Genomic DNA, 15,747 nt, shown 5'->3' with positions numbered 1-15,747 from the left:
CGGCGATCTGCCCCGGTCGCTCCTACGGCCTTCGGCCAGAATCAAAAAAAGCCCCCGCATGTGACGCTTGGCGAAGGGCGTGAAGGACCGTCTCAAAAGTAGACGACGCCATACTGAATCAAGGCCATATTGATATGCCTTCTTATTTTTACCGTTTGATCCTCACCATCAGCCTGCTGCTGCCTTTGGCTGCCCAAGCCGGCGATGCCAGTGACTTTGTCGCAGCCAGTTCTTCGCAACAGGCAGAGCTGCTGGAAGCCTGGGCCGCCAGGCCTGTGCCGGAACGTGTCGAGCTGCTCGAAGCCTTGCGCGATGGCCGTGTGGGTGCCGACAGCAGCAAGCGCGCCTGGATCGAAAGCAACGATCAATACGTGGCCGTCGATGCACAGGCCCCTGCCGCCGCCGATGCTCCAACGCCTGACGAACCGCGTAAATTGCGCTTGAACAACCGGCTGCGTGGCCTGGTTGAAACGGCGCTGGCCAGCCATCAGTTGCTGGCAGCCGATACACGACTGCGCATGGCCGCCGCCCTGCAATTGCAAAAAAGCGCGCGCCCTGCGCAGCTGGAGTTACTGACCGAGCGCGTGGCCAGCGAATCCGATTCCAGTGTGAAAAGCGCGCTGACCCTGGCGCTGGCCAACCTGCAAATGGTCGACACCAGCCCGACAGTACGTCTGGCTGCCGTGCGGCTGCTGGGCGAAACCGGTGACCCGCTGGCGCGTACCCGTCTAGAATCATTGCTGGCACCCGGCGTGGAAACCGACGCTTCGGTACGCGTGGCGGCTGAAACCAGCCTGGCGCAGGTCAAGCGCAAGCTGATGATAGGTGAAATCCTCGGCCAGGCGTTCAGCGGCATGTCGCTGGGCTCGATCCTGTTGCTGGCGGCGCTGGGTCTGGCGATCACCTTCGGCCTGCTGGGCGTAATCAACATGGCCCACGGCGAGATGCTGATGCTGGGGGCCTACTCCACCTACGTCGTGCAACTGATGCTGCAGCGCTACGCACCGGGGGCCATCGAGTACTACCCGCTGATCGCGTTGCCGGTGGCGTTCTTTGTCACCGCCGCGATCGGCATGGCCCTGGAACGTACGGTCATTCGTCATCTGTATGGCCGCCCGCTGGAAACCCTGCTGGCGACCTGGGGCATCAGCCTGATGCTGATTCAGGCCGTGCGTCTGGCCTTCGGCGCGCAGAACGTTGAAGTCGCCAACCCGCAATGGCTGTCGGGTGGCATCCAGGTGCTGCCTAATCTGGTGCTGCCTTACAACCGCATCGTGATCATCGCGTTCGCGCTGTTCGTGGTGGTGCTGACCTGGCTGCTGCTGAACAAGACCCGCCTGGGCCTGAACGTGCGCGCCGTCACCCAGAACCGCAACATGGCCGCCTGCTGCGGCGTACCGACCGGGCGCATCGACATGATGGCCTTCGGTCTGGGCTCGGGTATCGCTGGTCTGGGGGGTGTTGCCCTGAGCCAGATCGGCAACGTGGGCCCTGATCTTGGGCAAAGCTACATCATTGATTCGTTCCTGGTGGTCGTGCTCGGCGGTGTCGGGCAACTGGCCGGTAGCGTGATGGCGGCCTTCGGGCTGGGCATTGCCAACAAGATTCTCGAACCGCAAATCGGCGCTGTATTGGGCAAGATCCTGATCCTGGCGCTGATCATTCTGTTTATCCAGAAACGTCCGCAAGGCCTCTTCGCACTGAAAGGACGGGTGATCGACTGATGAGCCAGCCATTGATAGTCACTGCCGCGCAAAAAGTCGGGCCCAGAGGCACGCTGACCGCAGGCTCCTTAATACTGGCGGTGCTGCTGGCACTGCCGCTGCTGTCGCTGCTGCCTGCCGATAACAGCTTTCAGGTCTCGGCCTACACCCTGACCCTGGCGGGCAAGATCCTCTGCTACGCCATCGTCGCGCTGGCGCTGGACCTGGTCTGGGGCTACGCCGGGCTGCTGTCGCTGGGCCACGGCCTGTTCTTCGCCCTGGGCGGTTATGCCATGGGCATGTACCTGATGCGCCAGGCCGCTGGCGATGGTCTGCCGGCCTTCATGACCTTCCTGTCGTGGACCGAGCTGCCGTGGTACTGGGCGGGCACCGACCACTTCCTCTGGGCGATGTGCCTGGTGGTCCTGGCACCGGGACTGCTGGCATTGGTATTCGGCTTCTTCGCCTTCCGCTCGCGGATCAAGGGCGTGTACTTTTCGATCATGACCCAGGCGCTGACCTTCGCCGGCATGCTGCTGTTCTTTCGCAACGAGACCGGCTTTGGCGGCAACAACGGGTTCACCAACTTCCGCAGCATTCTGGGCTTCAGCATCAGTTCACAAGGGACCAGAGCCGCGCTGTTTCTGGCCACGGTCGCACTGCTGGTGGTCAGCCTGTACATCGGCTGGCGCCTGGCGCAGAGCAAGTTCGGCCGCGTGCTGACCGCGCTGCGCGATGCGGAAAACCGCCTGATGTTCTGCGGTTACGATCCGCGCGGCTTCAAACTGTTCGTCTGGGTCCTGAGCGCCGTGCTGTGCGGCCTGGCTGGCGCCTTGTATGTGCCGCAGGTCGGCATTATCAACCCCAGCGAAATGTCGCCGACCAACTCCATTGAAGCCGCTGTCTGGGTAGCCCTGGGTGGCCGCGGCACGCTGATCGGCCCGCTGCTGGGCGCAGGTCTGGTGAACGGCATGAAGAGCTGGTTCACCATGGCCTTCCCGGAATACTGGCTGTTCTTCCTTGGCGCGCTGTTCATCATCGTCACGCTGTATCTGCCCAAGGGCGTGATCGGCATGCTGAAGAAAAGGAGCGAGCAATGAAAACCACTCCGACCCCGTCTTTCATGCTGGAACCGATCCTGGCGCCAAACTCCGATGCTGGCACCAGCCGCGACGCAGTGGGATTCGGCAAAAGCGCTGGCAAAGGCCTCAACACTCGCCACGGCACGATCCTGACGCTGGAAGACATCAGCGTCAGCTTCGACGGCTTCAAGGCCCTGAACGATCTGAATCTGTACATCGGCGTAGGCGAACTGCGCTGCATCATCGGCCCCAACGGCGCGGGCAAGACCACGCTGATGGACGTCATCACCGGCAAGACCCGTCCCAGCCACGGCAAGGCATGGTTCGGTGAAACGCTGGACCTGACGAAGATGACCGAAGTGCAGATCGCTCAGGCCGGCATCGGCCGCAAGTTCCAGAAACCCACGGTATTCGAGGCCTTGAGCGTGTTCGAAAACCTCGAGCTGGCGCAGAAGACCGACAAATCGGTGTGGGCCAGTTTGCGTGCGCGGTTGAGCGGCGAACAACAGGACCGGATCGGTGAGGTGCTGGAAACGATCCGCCTGACCAGCTCGATGCAGCGCCCTGCGGGCTTGCTGTCCCACGGCCAGAAGCAGTTTCTGGAGATCGGCATGCTGCTGGTTCAGGACCCGCAATTACTGCTGCTCGACGAGCCCGTCGCGGGCATGACCGATGCCGAAACCGAATTCACCGCCGAGCTGTTCAAGAGCCTCGCCGGTAAACATTCGCTGATGGTGGTTGAGCACGACATGGGCTTCGTCGGCTCGATTGCCGACCATGTCACCGTGCTGCACCAGGGCAGCGTGCTGGCTGAAGGCTCGCTGAACGACGTACAGGCCGACGAACGCGTGATCGAAGTTTACTTGGGGCGCTAGCGCGTCCAGCTGCAAGCTTTTAGCTGCAAGCTAGAAGCAAAAACAACGTGCTGCTCTTTACTTGCAGCTTGAAGCTTGAAGCTTGAAGCTTATAACTCATGAGGCCCTCATGCTCACTGTTAGCCAGCTCCACCAATATTACGGCGGCAGCCACATTCTTCGCGGTCTGTCGTTTGATGTGAAGGTCGGTGAAGTCACCTGCCTGCTGGGCCGCAACGGCGTGGGCAAGACCACACTCTTGCGCGTCCTGATGGGCCTGCTGCCATCGAAGGAAGGCTCGGTGCAATGGGAAGGCAAGACCATCACCCAGTTCAAGACGCATCAAAGGGTACATGCCGGGATTGCTTACGTGCCGCAGGGCCGGGAAATATTCGGCCGGCTGACGGTCGAGGAAAATCTGCTCATGGGCCTGTCCCGTTTTCCGGGCTCCGAGGCCAAGGAAGTGCCAGCCTTCATCTACGAGTTGTTCCCGGTGCTGCTGCAAATGAAGCACCGTCGCGGCGGCGATCTGTCCGGTGGTCAGCAGCAGCAACTGGCCATAGGCCGGGCACTGGCGAGCCGTCCGCGCCTGCTGATTCTCGACGAGCCCACCGAAGGTATTCAGCCCTCAGTGATCAAGGAAATCGGCGTAGTTATCAAAAAGCTCGCAGAGCGTGGCGACATGGCGATTCTGCTGGTCGAGCAGTTCTACGACTTCGCCGCGGAACTGGCCGATCAGTACCTGGTGATGTCGCGGGGCGAGATCGTCCAGCAGGGCCGTGGCGAGAACATGGAGAGCGACGGCGTTCGTGGTCTGGTCACCATTTGATGCGTCAATCCGTTATCGTGCAGCATTCGACAAGCCAATGAAGACACCATGAACCTGCCTGCCAACACCGCCCTCTTCACCCCCAGCTGGCACGCCGAGCTGGAATTGGGTTACGGCCGTTTCGATGACAGCACACGCCCGACACTGCGGCGCCACAAAGGACCGCTGCGGGTGCAAAAGCATCTGTACGCCGAAGGCCCGGAGGTGTGCCAGCACATCATCGTTCATCCACCGGGCGGTATCGCCGGGGGTGACCGGCTGGATATCTCGGCCACCGTCGGTGCCGATGCCTGGGCGCAATTGACCAGCCCCGGCGCGGCCAAATGGTATCGCGCCGCCAGCCCGGCCTTCCAGCAACTGGAACTGCACGTCCAGCCCGGTGCGACACTGGAATGGCTGCCGCAGGAAACCATCGTCTTCAGCAATGCCCAGGCAGAACTGAGCACTCGGATAGAGCTGCACGGTGATGCAAAGCTATGCTACTGGGACGTGGTGGCTTTGGGCCGGCCGGCCAGTGGCGAGCGGTTCGAGCACGGCCATTTTCAATCGCATCTGGATATCCGTCGCGACGGCACATTGCTCTGGCATGAGCGACAACGCATTATCGGTGGCGACGGGCTGCTGGGCTCGCCCATCGGCCTGGACGGCAGAACCGTGTTCGCCACCCTGCTGATGACCGGCGAAGTGGGCAGCGAGCTGCTCGAGGCCTGCCGTTCGCTGTCGATGCCCAACCCGGTACGCGGCGACCTGACTCAATTGCCCGGTCTGCTGGTCGCTCGCTGTCTGGCAGACGAAGCGTTGCATGCCCGGGCCTGGCTGATAGAACTGTGGAAACGACTGCGCCCTGCCCTGCTGGGACGCGAGGCGGTAACGCCAAGAATCTGGAATACCTGATTGATGACTGGACGCTCTGCATTCCAGGCTACACCCTCGGCGCTGATGCACTCAGCGTGGTACATAAGTCCTGAAAAGCCCGAAAATCGGGTCTTTTAGCGCTTCTGCCCGCAGGTCGTGGGAGCGAACTTGTTCGCGAAGACAATGTTTTAGGCGCTGCATGTTCGGCGACTACACCGACCCCTTCGCGAACAAGTTCGCTCCCACGGCCTTCGGCCAGAACCCAAAACAGACTTATATATAACAATGAGGGCTCAGCCTGGGAACGATCAACCACCGAATTTGAACAAACGGAAGCCCCATGGACCTGACACCACGTGAAAAAGACAAGCTACTGATCTTCACCGCCGGACTGGTCGCCGAACGGCGTCTGGCGCGCGGCGTGAAGCTCAACTACCCGGAAGCCATGGCCTATATTTCTGCGGCGCTGCTCGAAGGTGCGCGTGACGGACAGACCGTCGCTGAGCTCATGCACTACGGCACGACCCTGCTGACTCGTGATCAGGTCATGGAAGGTATCGCGGAAATGATCCCGGAGATCCAGGTGGAAGCCACCTTTCCGGATGGCACCAAACTCGTCACCGTGCATCAGCCGATTGCCTGAAGGAGTGATCATGCAGGACGCGATTCGCGACGCCTTGCCGGACGATCTGCCGGGCATTCTGGACATCTACAACGATGCGGTGCTCAACACCACGGCTATCTGGAACGAGCAGCCGGTTGATCTGGCTAACCGCCAGGCCTGGTACGCAGCTCGCCAGAGCCAGGCGTATCCGATTCTGGTGGCCGTCGACAACGCAGGAGACGTGCTTGGCTATTCGTCGTTTGGCGACTGGCGGCCGTTCGAAGGCTTTCGCCATACGGTCGAGCATTCGGTCTACGTGCGCGCCGACCAGCGTGGCAAACGCCTGGGCCCGCGCCTGATGGCCGCTTTGATCGAGCGCGCCCGCGACTGTGACAAGCACATGATGGTCGCGGCCATAGAAAGCGGTAACGCGGCGTCCATCGCCCTGCATGATCGCCTGGGTTTCAAGACCACCGGACAAATGCCCCAGGTCGGCACCAAGTTCGGTCGCTGGCTGGACCTGACGTTCATGCAGCTCGACCTGTCGCCCGGTGCTCAACCACCGGTTTCACAAGCCCCTTCCGCCCTTTAGAGAGCACGCCATGAACCCAGCACAGCTGCGCCGCGTCACCGCCGAAAGCTTCGCGCATTACCGCCAGGGTCTGGCGCAACTGTTGTTCGATACGGTTCATGATGGCGCGTCGGTCGGTTTCATGGCCGACCTCGACATGGCGCAGGCCTACGGCTGGTGCGACGGGCTCAGAGTCGACGTCGCCGCTGGCACTCTGCTGCTGTGGGTCGTGGTCGAGAACGAAAACGTTCTGGCCAGTGCGCAACTGTCGCTGTGTCAGAAGCCCAATGGCCTGAACCGCGCCGAAGTACAGAAACTGATGGTGCTGCCTGCGGCTCGCGGGCGTGGCCTGGGCAGGCAATTGATGGAGGCCGTTGAGCAGGCGGCCGTGAAACACAAACGTGGACTGCTGCACCTGGACACCGAAGCAGGCTCGACGGCTGAAGCGTTCTATCGCTCGCTGGCCTACCACCGTGTCGGTGAACTGCCGGATTATTGCGCGACACCGGACGGTCGCTATCGGCCGACCGCCATTTATTTCAAAACCTTGGGGCAACCGACATGATCCCTGGTCAATACCAGATCCAGCCCGGCGACATCGAACTCAACGCCGGACGCCGCACCCTCAGCCTGACTGTCGCCAACAGCGGCGACCGGCCGATTCAGGTGGGCTCGCATTTCCACTTTTTCGAAACCAACGACGCACTGACCTTCGACCGCGCCGCCAGCCGGGGCATGCGCCTGAACATTCCGGCCGGCACCGCCGTGCGCTTCGAACCGGGCCAGTCCCGCGAAGTCGAGCTGGTGGACCTGGCCGGTTTGCGCAAGGTTTACGGGTTTGCCGGTCGGGTGATGGGGGAGCTTTAGCTTCAAGCTTCAAGCTTCAAGAGAAAAGCATATGACGACTAAAGACTTGCGGCTTGCAGCTTGCAGCTTGTCGCTTTGAACACATTACAGTGTGCGGCCTGCAGCTTGCCGCTCTGAATCCGAGGTACGAGAGATGAAGATAAGCCGACAAGCCTACGCAGACATGTTCGGCCCCACCGTCGGCGACAAGGTTCGCCTGGCCGATACCGAGCTGTGGATCGAGGTCGAGAAGGACTTCACCACCTACGGTGAAGAAGTGAAGTTCGGCGGTGGCAAGGTCATTCGTGACGGCATGGGCCAGGGCCAGTTGCTGGCCGCTGACGTAGTCGACACGCTGATCACCAATGCCTTGATCATCGACCACTGGGGCATCGTCAAGGCAGACGTCGGCATCAAGAACGGGCGTATCGCGGCCATTGGCAAGGCGGGCAACCCGGACATTCAGCCGGACGTGACCATTGCCGTCGGCGCAGCCACCGAGGTCATTGCCGGCGAAGGCATGATCCTCACCGCTGGCGGCGTCGACACGCACATCCACTTCATCTGCCCGCAGCAGATCGAAGAGGCCCTGATGAGCGGCGTGACGACCATGATCGGCGGCGGCACTGGGCCGGCCACGGGCACCAATGCCACCACCGTCACACCCGGCCCGTGGCACATGGCGCGCATGCTCCAGGCCTCGGACTCGTTCCCGATGAACATCGGCTTCACCGGCAAGGGCAACGTCAGCCTGCCTGGCCCGCTGATCGAACAGGTCAAGGCCGGGGCCATCGGTCTGAAGTTGCACGAGGACTGGGGCACCACACCTGCGGCCATCGACAACTGCCTGAGCGTTGCCGACGAATACGACGTGCAGGTGGCGATCCACACCGACACCCTCAACGAGTCGGGTTTTGTCGAGACCACCCTGGCCGCGTTCAAGAACCGCACGATTCACACTTATCACACCGAAGGTGCCGGTGGCGGTCATGCGCCGGACATCATCAAGGCCTGCGGTTCGCCGAACGTGCTGCCGAGCTCGACCAACCCGACGCGCCCGTTCACCCGCAACACCATCGACGAGCACCTGGACATGCTCATGGTCTGCCATCACCTGGACCCGAGCATCGCCGAAGACGTGGCTTTCGCGGAAAGCCGCATCCGCCGCGAGACCATCGCCGCCGAGGATATCCTTCACGACCTGGGCGCCTTTTCCATGCTCAGTTCCGACAGCCAGGCCATGGGCCGGGTCGGTGAAGTGATCATGCGCACCTGGCAAACCGCCGACAAGATGAAGAAACAGCGTGGTCCACTGCCGCAGGATGGCCCGGGCAACGACAACTTCCGCGCCAAGCGTTACATCGCCAAATACACCATCAACCCGGCGATCACCCACGGCATCAGCCATGAAGTGGGCTCGATCGAAGTCGGCAAGTGGGCGGATCTGGTGCTGTGGCGGCCGGCGTTCTTTGGCGTCAAACCGACCCTGATCCTCAAGGGCGGGGCCATTGCTGCCAGCCTGATGGGCGACGCCAACGCTTCGATCCCGACCCCGCAACCGGTTCACTACCGCCCGATGTTCGCCAGCTACGGCAGTTCGCTGCACGCCACCAGCATGACGTTCATCAGCCAGGCAGCTTTCGACGCCGGTGTACCGGAGTCACTGGGCCTGAAGAAGCAGATCGGTGTCGTCAAAGGCTGCCGCACCGTGCAGAAGAAAGACCTGATCCACAACGATTACCTGCCGGACATCGAAGTCGACCCGCAGACCTATCAGGTCAAGGCCGACGGGGTGTTGCTGTGGTGCGAGCCTGCGGATGTGCTGCCGATGGCGCAGCGGTACTTTCTGTTTTGAACCCAAAAAAGGGCCTTCGGTGTGCGAAGGCCCTGGGGTGTTTGCGCTCAGCTTGATTGGTTGGCTTTAAGCAGCTCTTTGATTTCGGTCCTGTACCAGGGCTTCAGATGAAAATCAGCGGTTTCCTTAAGCTTTTTACCGTCCTTGAAGAAGATAACGGTCGGCGCGACGGTCACATTGTACTGTTGAACTGTCGCTGCACAGCTGTCCATAGGCACCCGAAGCATCATGACCTTGCCTTCGAACGTCTCGGACGCAAGCTCGTCGAGAATCGCCCCAGTCCGTGTGCTGTGGTCAGGTTCGTTATACTCATTGACCCCGGGCCGGCTGAATTCGACCAATACCAGCGACGAGGGATCCTTCGATAGCTTAGTCTGGAAACTGTTGTCGTCTACGACGATTACACCCATGACATTTCTCCTTGTCTATCTGCTCACGCCTCGAACTCCACGGCGCCTTCCAAAGGCTGGTTTCGGAAAAACGTTTCAGGGCTCCAGACGCCCTAAAAAGGTTTCTCTGGGTTGCAACAACTGCAACAGTTGTAATGAGTCGTTGATTCCGTCCAGTATGCCAAGGTCAAGCGCAACACCCTTGCTCAGCAACGCTCGACGCAATGTAAGAAAGACAATCAATTGACCTAAAGCCACGTCGTCACGCGCGCTGATTTTTCCGTCAGCAAGCGTCAGTGCCGCCTGCTTGATGCGTTTTTCAACAAAGGCCGAAAATTCGAATTTTGAAGGAGGCAGCGAAATCAGCAACTCGTCCAGTTCCTTTACCATCTGCTCCTTGGTCTGTTGCCCGACAAGGTCTTCCCTTACCCTTTTGCCCTGCTTGAGAAAGACCAGCGTCGGACCATGATTTATCGCGTACTCGGTGGTCATTAACGGGTTCAAGGAGTCTTTCAGGTCGGCGTCCAGTTCGATCTCGGCCCTGACAAGCGTCACCTTGTCGGCGTAGTCCGCTTCAAGCCCATCGAAAATCGTATCCATTCTGGCACTGGCGTTTTCCGCTCCCTGCTTATTAACCTTTCCCTTAGTCGAGAATTCCACCACCACGAGCCTGTGGTGGCTGGCCTCCACGACCTCTTTCGGAAAGGTTGAATCGGTCACAGTCATGACGCTCATGTTCAGGGCTCCCATTCAATTGATCGCCAATCCAACATAGCCCCCCGAAAAAACGGCGTCTACTGACAGAAATGACAGTAAACGCCCTGTTTGTCGCGTCATGCAAAGGAGGTAATATGCGCCCATTCTTTCGTCACGCTCCTCCAAAGGTAACCGGCCATGCGCCTTTCCGAATTCATCGTTATTCATGTGGATCGCATCGTCGATGAATGGGAAGACTTCGCCAGAACCCTGAAACCGGCGGCAGAAACGATGACCACGGCCGAGCTGCGGGATCATGCCAGGTCGATTTTGCTCGCCGCAGCACGGGACATGAAGACCGCGCAGAGCAAAAGCGAGGAGATTGCCAAGGCCAGAGGCGAAGAGCTGAACAAGACGCCAAGCCTGGACGAAGCAGCCAGCAGCCATGGCGAGTTGCGCCATGAGGTCGGTTTTGATCTGGTGCAGATGACGTCGGAGTTTCGCCATCTGCGCGCCAGCGTCATCCGCCTCTGGGTAGAAAGCCTGGCAGCGCCGCAACTGGCCGATTTTCAGGACGTGATTCGCTTCAACGAAGCCATCGACGAGGCGCTTGCCGAATCTACTGCGGCCTATGCGGAGCGGGTTGGGCGCTCACGGGATATCTTTCTCGCCATTCTCGGTCACGACCTGCGCGCGCCACTGCAGGCCGTCAGTATGTCCACCGAGTTGCTGGCCCGCAAAATAACGCTGGACGACAAGACCCAGTCCTATGTTTCACGTATCCAGACCAGCACTCGCCATATGGGCTCGATGGTCAGCGATCTGCTGGAGTTCGTTCGCAGTCGTCTGGGCGCGGGGCTGCCGGTGGAGCGCAAATACATGGACCTGGCCAGCGCCTGCCGCGAGGCCATCGAGGAAGCCTGCGCCGGGCGACCGGACTCTGTTCCGGTGCTGAACATCGAAGGCAACACCAAGGGTCACTGGGACGCCGGGCGGATCAGCCAGATGTTACAGAACCTGATCGGCAACGCCCTGCAGCATGGTGCCGCCAGTCACGAGATAACGGTGACTGTCACGGGTGCCGAGAAAGCCGTGATATTGGTGGTCCACAACGAAGGCAAACCGATTGCCGAAGACGCTATCGGGACGATCTTCGATCCGCTGGTGCGCAGCACCGAGGAAAACAGCGAAACACGCGGCACGTCGACCAGCCTTGGCTTGGGCCTGTTCATCGTCAAGGAAGTGGTCAACGCCCACGGCGGCAGCATCACTGTGACCTCGACCATTGGTGAGGGCACGACCTTCAATGTGGTGCTGCCGAAAAACTGACCGAGGCTGACTGCCTGCTGATGCGGGTGCCGCATCAGCCCAGGCAGAAAAGACAGAATCGCAAGAGCGCTCCGCTCAACCCTTCCACTGCGCGCGGGGATCGAACGACGAACTGTCCGCCAGTTTCTGCCAGAGCGCGCGGGTAGCCTCGTCGGTGTGCTTGGGCACGACGACTTTCAACTGCGCGTAAAGATCGCCGCGCTCGCCACTCTTGTTCATCAAGCCGTTACCCTTGATCCGCAGACGCTGCCCGTTCTGACTGTCCGGACGGATGGTCAGGTTGAGCCTGCTGGTCAGCGTAGGCACGGCAACCTTGGTACCCAGCACGGCTTCCCAGGGGGCCAGTGGCACGGTGATGACCAGATCATGGCCCTCGACCTCGAACAGCGGATGCGGGGCCAGGCGGATGATCAGGTACAAGTCGCCATTGGCACCACCGCCCACGCCCGGCGCGCCCTGCCCCTTCAGGCGAATACGCTCGCCATCGACCACGCCGGCCGGAATCTTCACGTTCAGGGTCTTGGTGATATCGCTCATGCGTTGCCCGTTGGGGCTGTGCTGCGGCACCTTGAAGCTGACCTGCTTGGATTCCCCCGAAAGGGTCTCTTCGAGGAACACCGCCAGCTCCATCTCTACGTCCTGACCGGTACGCCCAGGGTTGCGGGTACGCCCGCCCTGCTGTGGCCGGCCACCGAAAATGGAGCTGAAAAACTCCGAGAAGTCTGCCGTTTCCTCGAAGCCGCCTGCCCCGGCGCCGGCACGGCTTTGCCAGCCCGGCGGGGTCTGGAACGGACGGCCCTGACGACCGTATTTGCGCAGTTCGTCATACTCGGCGCGCTTTTCAGGGCTGCTGAGTACCTCATACGCTTCGGACGCTTCCTTGAACTTGTCTTCGGCGCCTGCCTCCTTGCTGACGTCCGGGTGATACTTGCGCGCGAGTTTGCGATAGGCGGTCTTGATCGCCTTGTCGTCCGCCGTCGGCTCCACGGCAAGTATCTTGTAGTAGTCTTTGAAATCCATGTAACGATCACCCATCCGAATTATCCGGCAAAGCCAGATACGCTGGCGTCACGCGCCCAGCTCCCTCTGTCACGAGGCATCTGGATTACCTAACGTCGAAAAATATACAGATAGACCAGCTGCCTTTGCCGGCAGGTCGATAGCTCGACAACATAATGTCCGACAACAGGGTCTACCGAGAATCCCTTCAAGATTGGGGGTAACGGGCCTCAGTTCAAGCCTTGGTCGCAAATACAGCCAGGTAAATATAAGCGACGTGTCGCGCTACGCAATTTGCCCGCGCTGGCATAAACTGCGCGGCCGTTTTTTGACTGGAACGTAAAAGACATGAATGACCAATCCCCGGCCCGTGCCTGCGGTATCGATTTCGGCACGTCCAACTCCACTGTCGGCTGGCAACGACCCGGCATGGAATCGTTGATCGCGCTGGAGGACGACAAGATTACCCTGCCTTCGGTGGTGTTCTTCAATATGGAAGAACGCCGCCCGGTGTATGGCCGCCTGGCGCTTCACGAGTATCTGGAGGGCTACGAAGGCCGCCTGATGCGCTCGCTCAAGAGCCTGCTGGGCTCGAAGCTGATCAAGCATGACACCAGCGTGCTGGGCACGGCGATGCCGTTCAAGGATTTGCTGGCACTGTTTATCGGCGAGCTGAAAAAGCGCGCGGAGCAAACGGCTGGCCGCGAATTCGAGCAGGTCGTGCTGGGCCGTCCGGTGCATTTTGTCGATGACGACGCCCAGGCCGATCAGGAAGCCGAAGACACGCTGGCCGAAGTGGCGCGCAAGATCGGTTTCAAGGACGTATCTTTCCAGTTCGAGCCCATCGCTGCGGCCTTCGATTACGAGTCCACCATCCAGGACGAAGAACTGGTGCTGATTGTCGACATCGGCGGCGGTACGTCAGACTTTTCGCTGGTACGTCTGTCGCCCGAGCGACGCCGGCACGATGATCGCCAGCAAGACATCCTTGCCACCGGTGGCGTACACATCGGCGGGACCGACTTCGACAAGCAGTTGAGCCTGCAAGGCGTGATGCCGCTGTTCGGTTATGGCAGCCGCATGAAAAGCGGTGCGTACATGCCGACCAGCCACCACATGAACCTGGCGACCTGGCACACCATCAACGCGGTGTACTCGCAAAAATCGCAACTGGCCCTGGGCAGCATGCGCTACGACATCGAAGACACCGGTGGCATCGATCGCCTGTTCAAACTGATCGAACAACGCGCCGGGCACTGGCTGGCCATGGAAGTGGAAGAAACCAAGATCCAGCTGACTCACGCCGACAGCCGTCACCTGCTCATGGATCGAGTGGAAGCCGGCCTGAGCGTGGACCTGAGCCGGGTGATGTTCGAAGCCGCCATCGATGCCCAGCTTGAGCGGGTGCGCAACAGCGTGACGAACTTGCTGAACGATGCGGGAGTGAGTGTCGAACAGGTCAGCACAGTGTTTTTCACCGGCGGTTCAAGCGGCATCCCGGCCCTGCGCAACAGCGTCTCGAACATGCTGCCCAACGCACGCCACGTCGAAGGCAACATCTTCGGCAGCATCGGCAGCGGCCTGGCCATCGAAGCGAAGAAGCGTTACGGCTAGTCATGCGCCTATCGTGGGAATGCCCTTCGTGATGCTCCGCGTCACAGATCGCTGATCTTGTGGGAGCGAGCTTGCTCGCGAAGACGGATTACCTGACCAATGGACTTCCAGCGGCTGCACGGGCCTCTTCGTGAGCAAGCTCACTCCCACAGGGTGGGAATGCCCTTCGTGATGCTCCGCGTCACAGATCGCTGATCTTGTGAGAGCGAGCTTGCTCGCGAAGACGGGTTACCTGACCAATGGACTTCCAGCGGCTGCACGGGCCTCTTCGTGAGCAAGCTCACTCCCACAGGGCCGGGGTGTTTTCAAGCCATGCGGATCACTCCCACGGGCGGGAGTGTTTCGAGCCATGTGGATGCTCTGCAGCACCGCAGACGCAGAGCGTCCAGAACTGAATGCCAACGCGGTGAACTGGCACGATAGGCGTTCTTTCGGACGCCTATCTACGCAAGCGCCCTAGACCAACCCTTCCTTTTGCAACTCGCTCTTCAGGTAGGCATAGTAAATCGGCCCTGCGACCACGCCCGGCAGGCCGAATGCGGCTTCGAACAGCAGCATTGCCAGCAGCAACTCCCACGACTTGGCGTTGATCTGTCCGCCCACGATGCGCGCATTGAGGAAGTACTCGACCTTGTGGATCACGATCAGGTAGCCCAGCGCCGCCAGCGCGACCCAGATCGAGATGGACATGCCGACGATGAAGATCAACGTGTTGGACATCAGATTACCCACCACCGGCAACAGGCCGAGCAGGAAGGTCATGATGATCAGGGTCTTGGTCAGTGGCAGGTGAATCCCGCACAACGGCAGCACGACGGCCAGAAATACCGAAGTAAACGCCGTGTTGAGCAGGGAAATCTTGATCTGGGCGAAAACGATGTTACGAAACGCCCGGCTGACCAGGTACAGCCGATCGAACAGTGCGGCTGCCAGCGGCTTGCGCGCATGCACGTCGGAGATACGCTGCAAGGCAATGATCGCGCCCAGCACCATGCCGATCAGCATGGTGACGAACATGTGCGCCGCCCCCTTGCCGATCAACTGCAATTCGCCCACGTGCTTCTGCAGCCATTGCCCGAGCGAAACCTGAAACTCCGCGGCGCTGGCAGGCAGGTAGGCATCGATGAACGGAGGCAACTGACCACGAGCGCGATCCACCAGGGTCATGAACTTGTCGAGCGAGGCGCCCGGATTTTCGGCTTCGTGCAGCACAAAACTGATGGCCCCGGCAAAAATCAGCGTCAACAGGCTGACCACCAGTGTGCCCAGCAGCGCCACAGCCAGCCAGCGGGCCCGCTCGCCGGAAATCAGACGTTGCAGCTTGGGGGTCAACATGTTGACCAGCTCGAACACCAGCAGTCCGGCCAGCAGACTGGGCAACAACTTGAATGGCAACACCAATAACAGACCGCCAAATACAAGAATCCAGCTGGCTATTAACACCTGACGCGCAGAAAACGTTGGCATAGACCCTCAACGGGCAACACAAGGAAGGTGGGCAGTCTGCCAGCCTTCTCAGTC

The 15,747-nt window shown here is 60.3% G+C and carries 16 protein-coding genes; 12 read left to right on the top strand and 4 right to left on the bottom strand.

Annotated features, from left to right (window positions below; all coding sequences use genetic code 11):
• The first annotated feature begins 134 nt into the window (after positions 1 to 134).
• From urtB to ureC, 10 genes are all read left to right on the top strand, one after another.
• The gene (gene urtB, locus LIX91_RS14240) at positions 135 to 1,724 is read left to right on the top strand and encodes an urea ABC transporter permease subunit UrtB (RefSeq protein WP_226488654.1); all 1,590 of its coding nucleotides are present in this window, start codon (positions 135 to 137) and stop codon (positions 1,722 to 1,724) included.
• On the top strand, positions 1,724 to 2,803 hold the full coding sequence (gene urtC / locus LIX91_RS14235) for an urea ABC transporter permease subunit UrtC (RefSeq protein WP_226488653.1): 1,080 nt from the start codon (positions 1,724 to 1,726) through the stop codon (positions 2,801 to 2,803). Before urtB ends, urtC begins: the two co-directional genes overlap by 1 nt.
• On the top strand, positions 2,800 to 3,660 hold the full coding sequence (gene urtD, locus LIX91_RS14230) for an urea ABC transporter ATP-binding protein UrtD (RefSeq protein WP_003419455.1): 861 nt from the start codon (positions 2,800 to 2,802) through the stop codon (positions 3,658 to 3,660). Before urtC ends, urtD begins: the two co-directional genes overlap by 4 nt.
• Positions 3,661 to 3,769: 109 nt before the next feature.
• Positions 3,770 to 4,468 (top strand): urea ABC transporter ATP-binding subunit UrtE, encoded by a 699-nt coding sequence (gene urtE / locus LIX91_RS14225; RefSeq protein WP_003419471.1) that lies wholly within the window; start codon positions 3,770 to 3,772, stop codon positions 4,466 to 4,468.
• A gap of 48 nt (positions 4,469 to 4,516) precedes the next feature.
• Complete coding sequence (locus tag LIX91_RS14220; RefSeq protein ID WP_046267012.1) at positions 4,517 to 5,362, top strand: urease accessory protein UreD; 846 nt, start codon at positions 4,517 to 4,519, stop codon at positions 5,360 to 5,362.
• A gap of 301 nt (positions 5,363 to 5,663) precedes the next feature.
• Complete coding sequence (ureA, locus tag LIX91_RS14215) at positions 5,664 to 5,966, top strand: urease subunit gamma (protein WP_003347927.1); 303 nt, start codon at positions 5,664 to 5,666, stop codon at positions 5,964 to 5,966.
• A 10-nt stretch (positions 5,967 to 5,976) separates the two neighbouring features.
• The gene (locus LIX91_RS14210; RefSeq protein ID WP_003347925.1) at positions 5,977 to 6,519 is read left to right on the top strand and encodes a GNAT family N-acetyltransferase; all 543 of its coding nucleotides are present in this window, start codon (positions 5,977 to 5,979) and stop codon (positions 6,517 to 6,519) included.
• Between the two features lie 10 nt (positions 6,520 to 6,529).
• Complete coding sequence (locus LIX91_RS14205; RefSeq protein ID WP_003347923.1) at positions 6,530 to 7,063, top strand: GNAT family N-acetyltransferase; 534 nt, start codon at positions 6,530 to 6,532, stop codon at positions 7,061 to 7,063.
• Positions 7,060 to 7,365, top strand: coding sequence for an urease subunit beta (locus LIX91_RS14200; RefSeq protein ID WP_003391866.1), 306 nt, complete (start codon positions 7,060 to 7,062; stop codon positions 7,363 to 7,365). The genes LIX91_RS14205 and LIX91_RS14200 overlap by 4 nt, the downstream gene beginning before the upstream one ends.
• Positions 7,366 to 7,498: 133 nt before the next feature.
• Entirely contained in the window at positions 7,499 to 9,199 is a 1,701-nt protein-coding gene (ureC, locus tag LIX91_RS14195) for an urease subunit alpha (RefSeq protein WP_003419475.1), read from the top strand.
• A gap of 47 nt (positions 9,200 to 9,246) precedes the next feature.
• Here ureC and LIX91_RS14190 read toward each other — a convergent pair whose 3' ends face one another.
• Both LIX91_RS14190 and LIX91_RS14185 read right to left on the bottom strand, forming a co-directional pair.
• Positions 9,247 to 9,609, bottom strand: coding sequence for a thioredoxin family protein (locus LIX91_RS14190; protein WP_004412047.1), 363 nt, complete (start codon positions 9,607 to 9,609; stop codon positions 9,247 to 9,249).
• Positions 9,610 to 9,684: 75 nt separating this feature from the next.
• Positions 9,685 to 10,323, bottom strand: a complete 639-nt coding sequence (locus tag LIX91_RS14185) for a thioredoxin family protein (protein ID WP_004412049.1) — start codon at positions 10,321 to 10,323, stop codon at positions 9,685 to 9,687.
• Positions 10,324 to 10,482: 159 nt separating this feature from the next.
• Between LIX91_RS14185 and LIX91_RS14180 the strand changes: the two genes are divergently transcribed.
• The gene (locus LIX91_RS14180; protein WP_003419477.1) at positions 10,483 to 11,613 is read left to right on the top strand and encodes a sensor histidine kinase; all 1,131 of its coding nucleotides are present in this window, start codon (positions 10,483 to 10,485) and stop codon (positions 11,611 to 11,613) included.
• Positions 11,614 to 11,688: 75 nt separating this feature from the next.
• Here the strand turns inward: LIX91_RS14180 and cbpA are convergent, their stop codons facing one another.
• Positions 11,689 to 12,633, bottom strand: a complete 945-nt coding sequence (cbpA, locus tag LIX91_RS14175; protein ID WP_032699855.1) for a curved DNA-binding protein — start codon at positions 12,631 to 12,633, stop codon at positions 11,689 to 11,691.
• Between the two features lie 327 nt (positions 12,634 to 12,960).
• Between cbpA and LIX91_RS14170 the strand changes: the two genes are divergently transcribed.
• The gene (locus tag LIX91_RS14170) at positions 12,961 to 14,226 is read left to right on the top strand and encodes an Hsp70 family protein (protein ID WP_003419479.1); all 1,266 of its coding nucleotides are present in this window, start codon (positions 12,961 to 12,963) and stop codon (positions 14,224 to 14,226) included.
• 456 nt (positions 14,227 to 14,682) lie between these two features.
• Here LIX91_RS14170 and LIX91_RS14165 read toward each other — a convergent pair whose 3' ends face one another.
• Complete coding sequence (locus tag LIX91_RS14165; protein ID WP_003419507.1) at positions 14,683 to 15,693, bottom strand: AI-2E family transporter; 1,011 nt, start codon at positions 15,691 to 15,693, stop codon at positions 14,683 to 14,685.
• Positions 15,694 to 15,747 lie beyond the last annotated feature (54 nt).

The organism is Pseudomonas sp. B20 (genome assembly GCF_020515755.1).
GTDB classification, from domain to species: Bacteria; Pseudomonadota; Gammaproteobacteria; order Pseudomonadales; family Pseudomonadaceae; genus Aquipseudomonas; species Aquipseudomonas syringae.
Note: the sequence above shows the minus strand (reverse complement) of the source record. Positions and strands in the feature narration are given on the sequence as shown.

Excerpts from the sequence above, each read along its gene's own strand:
- urtB (WP_226488654.1), top strand. The coding sequence starts at position 135 with ATGCCTTCTTATTTTTACCGTTTGATCCTCACCATCAGCCTGCTGCTG.
- urtC (WP_226488653.1), top strand. The coding sequence starts at position 1,724 with ATGAGCCAGCCATTGATAGTCACTGCCGCGCAAAAAGTCGGGCCCAGA.
- urtD (WP_003419455.1), top strand. The coding sequence starts at position 2,800 with ATGAAAACCACTCCGACCCCGTCTTTCATGCTGGAACCGATCCTGGCG.
- urtE (WP_003419471.1), top strand. The coding sequence starts at position 3,770 with ATGCTCACTGTTAGCCAGCTCCACCAATATTACGGCGGCAGCCACATT.
- LIX91_RS14220 (WP_046267012.1), top strand. The coding sequence starts at position 4,517 with ATGAACCTGCCTGCCAACACCGCCCTCTTCACCCCCAGCTGGCACGCC.
- ureA (WP_003347927.1), top strand. The coding sequence starts at position 5,664 with ATGGACCTGACACCACGTGAAAAAGACAAGCTACTGATCTTCACCGCC.
- LIX91_RS14210 (WP_003347925.1), top strand. The coding sequence starts at position 5,977 with ATGCAGGACGCGATTCGCGACGCCTTGCCGGACGATCTGCCGGGCATT.
- LIX91_RS14205 (WP_003347923.1), top strand. The coding sequence starts at position 6,530 with ATGAACCCAGCACAGCTGCGCCGCGTCACCGCCGAAAGCTTCGCGCAT.
- LIX91_RS14200 (WP_003391866.1), top strand. The coding sequence starts at position 7,060 with ATGATCCCTGGTCAATACCAGATCCAGCCCGGCGACATCGAACTCAAC.
- ureC (WP_003419475.1), top strand. The coding sequence starts at position 7,499 with ATGAAGATAAGCCGACAAGCCTACGCAGACATGTTCGGCCCCACCGTC.
- LIX91_RS14190 (WP_004412047.1), bottom strand. The coding sequence starts at position 9,609 with ATGGGTGTAATCGTCGTAGACGACAACAGTTTCCAGACTAAGCTATCG.
- LIX91_RS14185 (WP_004412049.1), bottom strand. The coding sequence starts at position 10,323 with ATGAGCGTCATGACTGTGACCGATTCAACCTTTCCGAAAGAGGTCGTG.
- LIX91_RS14180 (WP_003419477.1), top strand. The coding sequence starts at position 10,483 with ATGCGCCTTTCCGAATTCATCGTTATTCATGTGGATCGCATCGTCGAT.
- cbpA (WP_032699855.1), bottom strand. The coding sequence starts at position 12,633 with ATGGATTTCAAAGACTACTACAAGATACTTGCCGTGGAGCCGACGGCG.
- LIX91_RS14170 (WP_003419479.1), top strand. The coding sequence starts at position 12,961 with ATGAATGACCAATCCCCGGCCCGTGCCTGCGGTATCGATTTCGGCACG.
- LIX91_RS14165 (WP_003419507.1), bottom strand. The coding sequence starts at position 15,693 with ATGCCAACGTTTTCTGCGCGTCAGGTGTTAATAGCCAGCTGGATTCTT.